Origin of the sequence: Flavobacterium myungsuense (assembly GCF_042677265.1) — a bacterium.
Lineage (GTDB): Bacteria > Bacteroidota > Bacteroidia > Flavobacteriales > Flavobacteriaceae > Flavobacterium > Flavobacterium myungsuense.
This window is the reverse complement of sequence record NZ_JBHTIZ010000026.1, coordinates 17,906-30,938: the sequence shown is the minus strand read 5'-3', so window position 1 is coordinate 30,938 and position 13,033 is coordinate 17,906. Positions and strand designations below refer to the sequence as shown.

Sequence of the window (13,033 nt, the reverse complement as noted above, 5' to 3'; positions counted from 1 at the left end):
ATTGTTTTTTAAGGTCATATGTAATTTGCGAATCAACATTGGTTTTTGCGACCAATTTTTGGTCATGCTCCTTTCATTATATTAAAATGTTATTTGAAATCCGGATTGTAACACTATAGCATTTGGATAAGTTGCAAAATCAATGCCTGCAGCTAAATCTCCTTCAGATCTTGAGTTGTCATTAGTTGAAAACTCCGGATCTAGTCCTGTGTACTTTGTCAACGTTAGTAAGTTTGATGCTGATATATAAAATCTTAATTTAGAAATATGAAATTTTTCAATCATTTTTTTATTAAAAGTATACCCTAATTGAATATTTTTTAATCTCAAGAAGGAACCGTCTTCCAAGAATCGGGTAGAGGGTTTTGTATTATTTGCTTTATCTGCCCAAGAAGCTAAAGGTTGTGTATTACTGGTTCCTTCGCCAGTCCAACGTTCATCTACATATCTTTGAGTTACATTAAAAGGGCGATAAAAACCTTCTATATCTGTATTTATTTGATTGTATATTTTTTGTCCAGAAGCCCCAGCAATAAATAAGGATAAATCGACATTTTTATAATAAAACTCAGCATTAAAACCATAAGTTATTTTAGGAATTGAGCTTCCAAGATGCTTTCTATCTAAATCGTTTATAGTGCCGTCACCGTTTTGATCTTTATATTTTACATCGCCTGGACGAATGCTATTTCCTTGAAAAGCATGTGTGAAAATATCCGTAGCGTTTTGAAAAATACCTTCTTGTTCGTATAAGAAAAAGGAACCAATGGGTTGACCCACTTCTGTTTTTGTGGCATAGATATTATTATCAATACGACCCGCTAAAATAGGACTATCCAATTCTAAAACTTCATTGTGTAGCAGAGCAGCATTAGCTTTTAAAGAATAACTAAAGTTTCCTTTTCCTTTGCTATTGTATTTTACATCAAATTCATAGCCTCTGTTTAATACTTTTCCAGCGTTAAGAATAGGAGGAGATACATTGCCTAAAGAGGAAGGTATAGAAATTCCTAGAAGCTGATTTTCGGTAGTTTTTTGATAATAATCAAATGTAAATTCAAGTTTTCCTTTAAAGAAGCTAATGTCAGTACCAATGTCTATTTGATTACTGGTTTCCCATTTCAATAATTCATTTCCTAATGAAACTACTGTACTTCCTTGTTGGTTAACACCTCCAAAAGGATAATTATAATTTGTACCAATTTTAGATGTATAGGCAAAATTTGGAATTTGTTGGTTTCCAACAGATCCATATCCTACACGTAACATCCATTTTTCGACTACTTCACTGTTTTTTAAGAAATCTTTATCGATTCTCCAACCGATAGAGCCAGAATAAAAAGTACCCCATCTGTTGCCATCTTTAAATCGAGAAGAACCATCTCTTCTTATTACTGCAGACGCAAAATATTTAGAATCATAATCATAATTGGCTTTAGTAAAATAGGACAATAATATTGATTTAGCTTTAAATTCGCTATTATTTTTAAGACCTCGACCATTACCTAATTGTACCAAAATTCTATTTTGATCAATAAAATCTCTATCATTAGCTTCAACTATTTCGGTATTATCATCAATTCTCTCTGTTCCGATTAACGCATTAAAATGATGGTTTTCATTGAAAACATGTTTGAAATTCAATACGTTGCTTGATGATAAATTAGATATCAAATTGCTAGAAACCGTAAGTGAATTAGGGTTGTTTATTCTGTTTCTAGTTCCCCAAGTTTTATTGAATCTATTTTGTTTAGAATTCGATCGGTCTAAACCAAAAGTAGAAACTAGAAATAAATCTTTAGTAAAATTGATTTTGAAATTAACATCTCCAAAAACACCATTATTTATTCTGACATTGTCAGTATTCTCTAGTAATCCAACAGGATTATACCCATCTCCAAAAAAGTTTGAGTTTTCTGGTAAATCAAGATAACTACCATCTGCGCCATAAGTAGGAATTGCAGGAGTTCTAAAAAAAGCATAACGAATAGCACTTCCTCCATTTCCACCAAAACCATCTCCTGAACTTCCTACTATTTGATTCTTATCATTAAAAACATTTAAATTGATTCCAATATTCAACCAATCTTTTACCTCGGTATTTAAACCAATTTTACCATTTATTCTTTTATAAGAACTATTCAACAGTATTCCGTCTTGATTGAAATAACCTCCTGAAAGATTAACCGTAGTTTTTTCAGTACCAAAACTTACTCCTAAATGATGTTGTTGCATCGCTGCATTTCTAAAAACAGAAGACAAATGGTCTACATTAGGCAAAGTCGCAGCTAATTCTGGAGAAATCTTTTTTCTGTACAAAATAGCCTGCTCGACTGGCAATAGTGCGTTATCATTATCGGCTGCTTCATTGAATATTTTTACATAATCCTCAGTACTAGCCATTTTAGTTAACTTGCCGTGTGATTGTACACCGAAAATAGAACTATATGTAATTTTAGCTGCTTGTCCTTTTTTACCTTTCTTAGTAGTTATAAGCACCACGCCATTATTAGCTCTTGAGCCATATATTGCGGCAGTTGCAGCGTCTTTAAGTACACTGATATTTTCAATGTCTTCAGGAGATAGAAAGTCCATTGCGTTTTGAGTCTGAACGCCATCTACAATGTATATTGGGGCATTGTTACCAGTTATTGATCCAACTCCTCTAATTCTGATTCTAGCTCCTTCTCCAGGAGCTCCAGTATTTGAAGTAACAGCTACACCAGCAGCCAAGCCTTGTAGCGATTGCGATATAAAAGGAGAAACAGATTTACTTAGAGTTTCTAAATTCACCGTAGAGATAGCCCCAGTTACACTGCTCTTTTTTTGTGTACTATAACCTACTACAACAACTTCTTCTAAAGATTTCATATCCTCTTTTAGAGTAATGAGTAAATTTGTTTTGCCTAAAACTGCAACTTCTTGATTTTGATATCCAGTAAAACTAAAAATTAAAACAGCATTTGCATCTAAATTGTTAATTGTAAAATTTCCTTCAAAGTCGGTAGCGGTGCTTGTACTAGTACCTTTAACAGAAACATTTACTTGCGGCAGCGGACCATTGCTGTCTGAAACAGTACCCTTAACGGTTTGAGCATTGATTATAGCTCCAATAAAGAGGCTTAACAGAAAAACTAATTTATATATAATACTATTTTTCATTTTAAGTTTTTAAAATCATTACTATTTAGGTACAATTTGCTCATATTTTACGTAAGATTAATAGGTTAATATATCGTTGTAGTAATCTGTCAATAAAAGTAATTGAAGAGTATAAAGAAAGTGTACACTATTTCATCAAAAGTGTACACTAGAAATAATAGCATTGATTTACAATGTTTTAAAAAAAATTAATTCTTTAAAATGTATTTAAGTTGATAGTTTTTAGGAGTTGTGGCATACATTTTTTTAAATTCACGATAGAAATAGGAACGATTGTTAAAGCCGGATTGATAGCAAACCTCAGAAACTGTAAATATATTTTTACGTAAAAGTTCTGCGGCATGTTTTAAACGAATTGTTCGGATTAAATCTCCAGGAGTTAAACCAAAAATTTGCTTGGTTTTTCGGTACAATTGTGAATTACTGATGCCTAATTCTTTTTCGATAAATAAGCTTTGAAGATTTTCGTTAATTATATTTTTGCGGATAATTTCAATTATTTTTTTTATAAAATCTTTTTCTTCATTATTTATAGGAAGAGTAGCAATGTTTTCGACCAATGTATCTTGGGTGAAGTGTTTTAAAATTAGTTCTTTTTCTTCCAGCAGTTTTTGAATTCTTACTAGTAAATGGTCGGGATAAAAGGGTTTAGGAATGTAGGAATTAGCACCACTTTCCAGACCTTCAATTCGATGTACAACAGAATCTTTTGCAGTAAGCATAATAAAAGGGATATGGCAAGTTTTAATGTTGGTTTTTATCTTTTTACAAAGTTCTACGCCATCCATAATGGGCATCATTACATCACTAATGATAATATCAGGAATCTGATTTTCAATAATTTCTAAGGCTTCTAAACCATTGTATGCCGTCATAATTTTGTATTTCTCATCTAATAAATCATTAAGGAATAGGTGAATTTCCTTCTCGTCTTCTACAATTAATATCGTTTTACGATTGTCTTCTAATACTTCTAGTGATGAAATTTTATTTGGAGTTTCATCAGATTTAGTAGGAATTTCTTCAAGAATATTTTTAAGATGATGAGAAATTAAAATAGGACTTATCTCAGCATCCATTTCTTTTTCGCTAAATGATTCTTCGCCACAAGGAACCAAAATAGTAAAAATCGTTTCTTTGTTAGGAATACTCGAAACCAATATCTCTCCTCTTAATACAGTAACTAGTTTTTTAGTATAAGCAAGCCCAATACCCGTTCTAAACATATCGTTATCTAATGCTCTATTAGTGTCTGACAAGAAAAATCGATCAAATAAAGATTCCATTTTTTCTTTTGGTATTCCCTTTCCAGTATTGACGATGGTAATGTTTAATGTTTTTACAGCTTTGTATTCAATGCTGAATTTAAGATTAATTCTTCCATTTACAGGAGTATATTTAAAAGCATTTGACATCAAATTAAAAACTATTTTCTCAATTTTATCTTTGTCAAACCACCCAGGCAATGTAGATGGAATATCAAGATTGTAATTAATATTTTTATCTAATGCCCATTCGTCAAATAGTTCAGCGATTTGTTCGACTAAGTTTACCATGTCAAATTCTCTTGCCGTAACTTCTAAATAATCGTATTCGGCCTTTCTAAATTCTAGTAATTGTTGGGTTAAGAATAATAATCTGGACGAATTACGTTGAATCATGTGAATGAATTTCTGGTTTCTTTCGCTAAGATTCGAAGTTTCAGCTAATTTTTGTATAGGACCAACAATTAAAGTTAAAGGTGTTTGAAATTCATGAGCAATATTTGTAAAGAAGGTAAGTCTGTTTTCATGAAGTTCTTCTTCTCTTTTTCTGAAAAGTATATTTTGGCTCAAGGATTCTCGTTTTTTGTAATAGCTCAAAACAAATAATATAAAAAGCACAATCAATGCAAAATAGATTGCTATAGCAAGATTAGACTGCCAAAAGACGGGCTTAATACGAATATCAACAGCATGAACGGGTTTGCTCCAAATACCGTCGCTATTAGACCATTTTATCCACAAAGAATAATTTCCTTTCGGAACGTTAGTGAAGGAAATAGTTCTTCTGTTGTTGATGAAATTCCAATTTTTATCAAAATTCGTTAATTGATACGCATACTTGCATTTTTCGCTATTGAAATAGGTTAAAGCAGCAAGTTCTATATCAAAAAAGTTTTGATTGTAATTTAAAACAATCGAAGGATAAGTGCTGGCTGTAGGAGTAATTACTAATCCTTGATAATAAGGAATGGTTTGGTTTTGTCCACTAATTTTATTTATGAGCAAGTCCGGAATAATAGATGATTCCTTAATTTTTTCAGGTAGAAAATAGTTAAATCCTTTTATTCCCCCCATAAAAATAAAGTCGGATTTAAAATCTCGATAAAATGCTCCGTCAGCAAATTCGTTATTTTGTAGTCCTTCATTTTTGGTATAATTAATAAATTTATATTTTCTAAGATTAAAATTTGATAATCCAAAATTGGTGCTTATCCATAAATTAGATTTTTTATCAGTGACAATTCCGTGAATGGTATTATTAGGCAATCCGTCTTTAACGGTAAAACTTTTAAATACTGCTTTTCCGTTGCTTTTTAAATCTTCTAGCAAATTCAAACCAAAGCTGGTGCCTATCCAAAGTCTATTTAAGGTATCGGTATGGAGACAAAGTATGTCGTTGTTGGATAAACTTTCAGAATCATTGCTTATATTTTTATAGGTTTGAAATAGCTCTGATTTTTTATCAAACAGATTTAATCCGCCTAGTCTTGTGCCAATCCAAAGTTGGTTTTCATTCCTTGGAACTATAGAAAAAATAATATTGCTACTTAAGGATGCTACTTGATTATCATCTGCGAGATATCTCTTGAATTCGGTTACTTTTAGTTTTTCTCCTGAACGTTCAATTTTGCAACGAATCATGCCATAGCCATTAGTTCCAAGCCAAATGAAACCCTTATTATCTTGCGAAATGGTATAAGTAGATTTAAAATAATCACATTTTTCATTTCCTTCGATGGTTTTCCAATCAACGATTTTTGACTTTTTTGTATCGAAAATCGTAATTCCATTTCCATCAGAACCAATAAAAATTAGACCGTTTTGACCTTTGCATAAAGCATACACTGCATTATTAATAGAGCTGTTACTTTCATTAAAGGTTTCGTATTGTAAAGGTTTCTCAGGATTTTTATAGAAATTTGATGGAAATCGAAACAATCCTTTTCCTTTTGTACCAACCAAAAAAGAATTTTCATCTACCTCTAAAAAGGCTCTAACAATTCCACCGTCTAACTCTGGGAGTTGTTTGTTTGAAATTAGGTTGAATGATTTTTTAAGCGGATACATTTTAAAAATACCATCTCCATCAGTTCCTGTCCAAATTATATTTTCATTTCCTTGAATTAAAGTGGTAATTTTTTGATTGTTTAGATATTTCATCCATGAATTACTTATGGTATTTCCCGCATCATCTAAAATAAAATATCCTGATTTACTATAGAAAACAAGTCCTTCGGAGATATCCCCAATGATGTCCTCCACTTTTTTATCAAGAATAGATTGGCTTTTTTTATCAGATAAGGAATAAAAAATAACATTCCCATCTATTGATATCAAACAAGCTTTTTTATTGGAAATTGTTCTAAATGTTTGAATTTTGTTAGAAATCATTTCCGCTTTAGAAATATATTTTTCACCATTATTTTTTGTTCTAAATGACAAAGAGTAGAGCTCATTGTTTTCAAATAAGACAAGCAATTCGCCAGTTGAGGTAAATTCCATTTTTTTAACGGCTTTTGTAGAAAGGTTTTTAATTTTTAATAATTGAAAACGCTCTCCATTAAAGTAGCCTATTCCCCAATCTTTTACCGCACAAAACACTGTTTTTGAAGCATCAAGAGCGATGTTGAATTCTGATTCTGATAATGGGGGTTTGTTTTTTCTTGTAAAATAATATCGTTTAAAGGAATCTGTTTTTTTATCATATCGATTGATTCCATGCATAGTTACTATCCAAATCTTACCCGAACAGTCTTCCTCAATTTTAAGTATTACCTGATTGCTTAAACTATTTTGATTGTCTAATTCAGGTCTGAAAATTTTAAAATTATTACCATCATAGCGGTTTAATCCATCCCAAGTTCCTATCCAAATTAAATTCTCAGAATCCTGAAAAATGGAGTTTACAGAACTGTTTGATAATCCCTTAGTATTGTCTAATTGCTCGACAAAATATTTTGAGTTGATATTTTTACTAGAATCTAAAGGTGTTGCGGTTTGTTTTGTGAGGATTTTAGAATTTATAGATTCTGAATCTTTACTAGAAGCAATGTTTAGAGCTAAAGATTTGTCATTAGTGTTACAAGAAGTAAATGCTATACAAATAATACTAATTAGCAAATTTTTGATTTTCAGCACATTGATTATTTTGTATGTTATTTGGGTAAATACATCTCTAATTTCGTTGAATGAATAGAAAATGGACCGAAATCGATGTAACTTAATTACTTCAAATATAGGAAAAAAGAGCGAGCTATTTTATTTTAATGAAAGAACATAAACTCAATAAAAAAAGCCTCTCTAAAAAGAGAAGCTTTTCTTTAAGTATTCGATTAGAAATTTTAACCCAAAATAATTTACACTATGATAGCTTTTTTTTAATTTTCAGGAGCCAACTCTAACTCTAATCCTTCTAAACTTTCTGTTATTGGAATTTGGCATCCAAGTCTGCTATTGGGTTTTACATAAAAAGCTTCTGAAAGCATGGCTTCCTCATCTTCTCCCATTTCAGGAAGTGAAACATCATTTAATACATAGCACTGACACGAAGCACACATGGCCATACCACCACAAGTGCCCTCAACGGGAAGCTCATAGGCTTTGCACAATTCCATGATATTCATTGCCATATCTGTTGGTGCTTGCAATTCATGAATTACTCCTTCTCTATCTTTTATTTTTATTAATACGTCCATAATGTTTACTTTAAGCTGCTAACGATTGTTATCATCTTGAATGTTTTGTATTTAAGTTAGGATTGTTTTTAAAGAATATTGACAACAGTTTCTATTTGTGGAGCAAACTTTTTTATAGTAGTTTCAACCCCAGCCCTAAGTGTCATTTGGTTTACACTACAACTGGTACAAGCCCCTTCTAGACGCACTTTTACATGTTTGTTGTCTTCTATAGAAATGAGTGAAATGTCTCCTCCATCAGAATTTAAAAAAGGTCTAATTTCGTCTAGTGCTTTCAGTACGTTACTTGTTAATTCTTCTGTTGTCATGGTATTCGATTTTAGTATTTTTTGATTGTTGGATTATCTTTAAAAGTAAATTCCTTTACAATCTATTTTTTACCTTTAACAGCTGAACAACCAGCCATTGTAGTTATTTTTACTGCTTCTGTAGGAGGCAAATTCTCGTTTCTGCTCACTACTTCCTGAACCACATTTCGAGTAATTTCTTCAAAAACGGTTTCAATTACTGAACCAGTTTGCATAGCTGCAGGGCGTCCGTAATCTCCCGCTTCACGAATGGATTGAACAATAGGAACTTCTCCTAAGAAAGGTACTTGTAAATCTTCTGCTAAATTTTTAGCGCCTTCTTTGCCAAAAATATAATATTTATTGCTTGGCAATTCCTCTGGGGTAAAATAGGCCATGTTTTCTATAATTCCAAGAACGGGAACATTTATGGCTTCTGACATAAACATAGAAACCCCTTTTTTAGCATCGGCTAAAGCTACTGCTTGAGGTGTACTAACAACTACAACGCCAGTAATTGGTAACGATTGTACTATAGATAGATGAATATCGCCCGTGCCTGGAGGTAAGTCTAATAACATAAAATCCAGTTCGCCCCAATCGGCATCAAAAATCATTTGATTTAATGCTTTTGAAGCCATTGGACCACGCCAAATTACTGCCTGACTAGGAGCTGTAAAAAAACCTATGGAAAGTATTTTTATGCCGTAACTTTCTACTGGTTTCATTTTTGATTTTCCGTCAACAGCAACCGAAACTGGTTTTGCAGACTCTACATCAAACATAATGGGCATAGACGGCCCGTAAATATCAGCATCTAAAATACCTACTGAAAAACCCATTTTAGCTAAAGTTACTGCTAAATTTGCTGTTACTGTAGATTTTCCTACACCACCTTTTCCTGAGGCTACTGCGATAATGTTTTTTATTCCAGGAATATTTTTTCCTTTAATGGTATTCGCATCTGTAGTAGTTTTTGGAGCCGCTTCGATTTTAATATTTACTTTTACTTTTGCATCAGCATATACTAAGTCCTGAATCGTTTTTCTAATATCGTCTTCAGCTCTTTTTTTGATGTGCATGGCTGGTGTTGATAAAACTAAATCAACTATCACTTCATCTGCAAATGTAACTACATTAGTGACAGCACCACTTTCAATCATATTTTTCCCTTCGCCAGCAACAGTAATTGTTTCTAAAGCTTTAAGAATGTCTTTCTTTTCTATTTTCATAACCTGATTCTTGTCTTAATTAAGACTTATTTTAGATTGCAAAGATAATACGAATTCTTTTGAAATAACAGTTAAAGAAATCAAAATGTTATTAATGTTAAATGAAATAAAACGATGTTGTTCAATTTTAAATTTTACTCTATTTTTGAAAATTATTTATTTTTTGAAAATACTAGTTCAATTATGAGAAAATTACTTTTATCTTTTTTTATTGTATTGTTTTCTTCCTCCATTCATGCGCAAGAAGGACATGAAATTAAAATTAATTTAAAGAATTGCAATGATACTCTAGTTTATCTTACTTTTTATCAATTTGATAAAAACATGATTGCCGATACGTGCAAGAATATAAAGAATGGGAAAATTATTTTTAAAGGGAAAAAGAAATTAGAAAAAGGAGTTTATTCCTTAGTAAGTCAAGCCAAATCAATCTATTTTGATTTTTATATAGATGATGAAAATCAAATAATGACTTTAAACAGTGATCTTTTTAATAATGCCTCTTCTGATTTAAGTAGCCCAACTTCTAAACGTGAAAATGATTTTTTTGAATATATAAAATACATCAATACTCAAAAAAAAGAATTTAACGATTTGAAAATTAAAACCAAAGGCATGACAAAGGCAGACTCTACTGCTTTTATGACTTCAAAACAAAAAAAATTAAACGACAATATTGTTGCTTATGAAGAGCATTTTTATGAACAAAATAAAGGAACTTTTATAGGTGAAGTACTTAATTTAAAAATTGAAAAAGTCCTTAAAGAAATCCCTAAAGCTTCAAATGGCAGACCTGATAGTGTTGCCGTTTTTAATTATTATAAAAACCATTATTGGGACAACGTCGATTTTAAAAATGACGGGTTAATACGTTCTCCATTTTTTGCGCCTAAATTGAAACGCTATTTTGAAAATCTAGTAACCATACATCCAGACTCTGTTAGTGTTGCCGTTGACCGAATTTTGAGTAAAACAGCTCCAAATAGCATCATGTACAAGTTACTATTGGCTCATTTTACTTCTACTTATGAAACTTCAAAACTAATGGGTTTTGATAAAGTATTTGTGCATATTTCTGATACTTATTTCAAAACGGGCAAAGCCAATGAACTTTATAATGACGACAATATTGTAAAAAATATAATTAACCGTGCCGATCTTTTAAGACCTATTTTATTAGGAAAAATTGCTCCCGACATTCCTATGATTCCAATAGAAGAAGGCGATAAAATTGCTAAAATGGGTTTTGAATCGGCAAAAACAAGTGAGGAAGCCACAAAAATATTTTATGCCAATAACGCCGAAATACAGAAAACGTTTTTAAGATTACATTCGGTACAAGCTGATTTTCTAATTCTTGTTTTTTGGGATGTCGATTGTGGGCATTGCCAAACAGAAATTCCGAAATTGCTAGAAGTATATCATGATTTACTCAAGGAAAATAAGAATGTAAAAGTATTTGGCGTTTATACCCAACATGATATTGAAAAATATAAAAAATATGTTGCTGAGAAAAAGCTAGATTGGATTAATGTTTATGATGGAGCACATTATACCGATTTGAAAACAAAATACGATATTTATTCGACACCTGTTATCTACCTGCTAGATAAAAATAAAACCATAAAAGCCAAAAGAATAGGAGTAGAACAAATAAAAGACATTATAAAGGTTATAGAAAACGAGGATAAAGAATAAGTAAATTAAGGAATCAGTTCTGGCTCCCAAAAATGCTTCTCAAAATCTACAATCTGGTTGTTTATAACTGTAATACCTTCGTTTTCTAGAAGTTGTTGCATCAAGTTAGTGCCGTCAAAATGATGTTTTCCTGTCAATAATCCGTTTCTGTTTACCACACGATGCGCAGGAACGTCCTCGAGATTATGACAAGCATTCATGGCCCAACCTACCATTCTTGCCGAACGAGCAGTTCCTAAAACTTTGGCAATAGCTCCATAAGAAGTTACTTTTCCGTAAGGAATTTGTCTGGCAACCGCGTATACTCTTTCAAAAAAATTAACTTCCAAATTTTTTTAATAATAATATTTAATGATATTAAATAAAGTGACCAATGCAATGACTCCTGTAATTGACCCTATAATTTTATTCATGTTTTTGAAGAAAAAATCGGTTTTATTTTCAATTTTTTTAAAAAAAGCAATGTAGTAATAAAACAGCATGAAAGAACCTAAGAGTACACCCACAAGGAATAAAAAAATAGAAGTTCTTTCGAAAAGAAAAAGACGATAAGACGATAAAGTGATAGTGACAAAAACATAATAAGGAACAGGGAAAAAGTTTAGCGCCGAGAGTAACATACCAAGAAAAAAACGATTCGTTTTGCTTCGCATTTTAATTTCTTCTTTTTTAATTTTTGGCTTTTTTGCAAGTACCAAAAAATAAATGGTTAAAAACAAGAAGATAGCAAACCCAATTTCTCTTAGTAAGATAACCACATCAGGCCTAGAATCTATAAAACGAGCAAAAAGAATAGCCGTTAAGGTTTGAAAAAAAATGATGATTACCGCTCCAGAGATAAAAAGCATTGCTCGTTCTCGTCCGTCGCGAATACTCACTTTGGCAGCTGTCATATTGATTAGCCCAGGAAGAGCTATGCCAATGGCAGCTGAAATAAATCCGAAAATGAGCGGCAAAACAAAATTCATTCTACTTAATTTTAAAACGAATGTATGTTATCGCTTTGTTGATTTGCAAATATTGTTTTTCATAAAACGTCTGAATAGCCGTTACTTCATTAGGAGCCCCTTCATTTACATACACATTATGATTGGCGTATAAAACCTCATGACCTTCTCCGTGAAGCACTCCTAGTGTATAGCCATGCATGAATTCGCTATCGGTTTTGAGGTTCATGATTCCTTCAGGTTTTAAAATTTTTTTATACAATTGCAAAAACTCTGAATTGGTCATTCGGTGTTTGGTTCGCTTGTATTTAATTTGTGGGTCGGGAAAAGTGATCCAAATTTCATCGACTTCATTTTCGGCAAAAATGTAATCAATCAATTCTATTTGAGTTCTTATAAAAGCTACGTTATGCAAACCGTCATCAACAGCAGTTTTTGCTCCACGCCAGAATCGCGCTCCTTTGATATCAATTCCAATAAAATTTTTATCAGGATATTTTTCGGCTAAACCAACAGAGTATTCTCCTTTACCACAACCCAATTCTAAAACTAAAGGATTGTTATTTTTGAAAAATTCAGCATTCCATTTTCCTTTCAGCGGAAAAGCACCCGATACCACTTCCTCTCTTGTTGGTTGAAAAACATTTTCGAATGTTTCGTTTTCCTTGAATCTTTTTAACTTATTTTTACTTCCCACGATTTAATTTAATGTTTTCACAAAATTAAGGAAATATACAAGACTAGAAA

The 13,033-nt window shown here is 31.7% G+C and carries 9 protein-coding genes; 1 reads left to right on the top strand and 8 read right to left on the bottom strand.

The window, feature by feature from the left end:
* Positions 1 to 81: 81 nt before the first annotated feature.
* From ACFQ0S_RS10355 to ACFQ0S_RS10335, 5 genes are all read right to left on the bottom strand, one after another.
* Positions 82 to 3,162: a SusC/RagA family TonB-linked outer membrane protein gene (locus ACFQ0S_RS10355; RefSeq protein ID WP_379757258.1), complete on the bottom strand. Its 3,081-nt coding sequence runs from the start codon at positions 3,160 to 3,162 to the stop codon at positions 82 to 84.
* Between the two features lie 188 nt (positions 3,163 to 3,350).
* A complete protein-coding gene (locus ACFQ0S_RS10350; protein ID WP_379819091.1) occupies positions 3,351 to 7,547 on the bottom strand; it encodes a hybrid sensor histidine kinase/response regulator transcription factor in 4,197 nt (1,398 codons plus the stop codon).
* 257 nt (positions 7,548 to 7,804) lie between these two features.
* On the bottom strand, positions 7,805 to 8,122 hold the full coding sequence (locus ACFQ0S_RS10345; protein ID WP_379757252.1) for a ferredoxin: 318 nt from the start codon (positions 8,120 to 8,122) through the stop codon (positions 7,805 to 7,807).
* Between the two features lie 68 nt (positions 8,123 to 8,190).
* Positions 8,191 to 8,430 (bottom strand): NifU family protein, encoded by a 240-nt coding sequence (locus ACFQ0S_RS10340; RefSeq protein WP_151106824.1) that lies wholly within the window; start codon positions 8,428 to 8,430, stop codon positions 8,191 to 8,193.
* 62 nt (positions 8,431 to 8,492) lie between these two features.
* On the bottom strand, positions 8,493 to 9,641 hold the full coding sequence (locus tag ACFQ0S_RS10335; protein WP_379757249.1) for an Mrp/NBP35 family ATP-binding protein: 1,149 nt from the start codon (positions 9,639 to 9,641) through the stop codon (positions 8,493 to 8,495).
* 183 nt (positions 9,642 to 9,824) lie between these two features.
* Between ACFQ0S_RS10335 and ACFQ0S_RS10330 the strand changes: the two genes are divergently transcribed.
* Complete coding sequence (locus ACFQ0S_RS10330; RefSeq protein WP_379757246.1) at positions 9,825 to 11,339, top strand: thioredoxin-like domain-containing protein; 1,515 nt, start codon at positions 9,825 to 9,827, stop codon at positions 11,337 to 11,339.
* A gap of 5 nt (positions 11,340 to 11,344) precedes the next feature.
* Here the strand turns inward: ACFQ0S_RS10330 and ACFQ0S_RS10325 are convergent, their stop codons facing one another.
* Genes ACFQ0S_RS10325 through trmB form a run of 3 tightly spaced genes read right to left on the bottom strand, consistent with a single transcriptional unit; the run spans position 11,345 to position 12,983 of the window.
* Complete coding sequence (locus ACFQ0S_RS10325; RefSeq protein ID WP_379757244.1) at positions 11,345 to 11,668, bottom strand: MGMT family protein; 324 nt, start codon at positions 11,666 to 11,668, stop codon at positions 11,345 to 11,347.
* 6 nt (positions 11,669 to 11,674) lie between these two features.
* Entirely contained in the window at positions 11,675 to 12,307 is a 633-nt protein-coding gene (locus ACFQ0S_RS10320) for a LysE family transporter (protein ID WP_379757241.1), read from the bottom strand.
* Position 12,308: 1 nt separating this feature from the next.
* Positions 12,309 to 12,983, bottom strand: coding sequence for a tRNA (guanosine(46)-N7)-methyltransferase TrmB (gene trmB, locus ACFQ0S_RS10315; protein WP_379757238.1), 675 nt, complete (start codon positions 12,981 to 12,983; stop codon positions 12,309 to 12,311).
* Positions 12,984 to 13,033 lie beyond the last annotated feature (50 nt).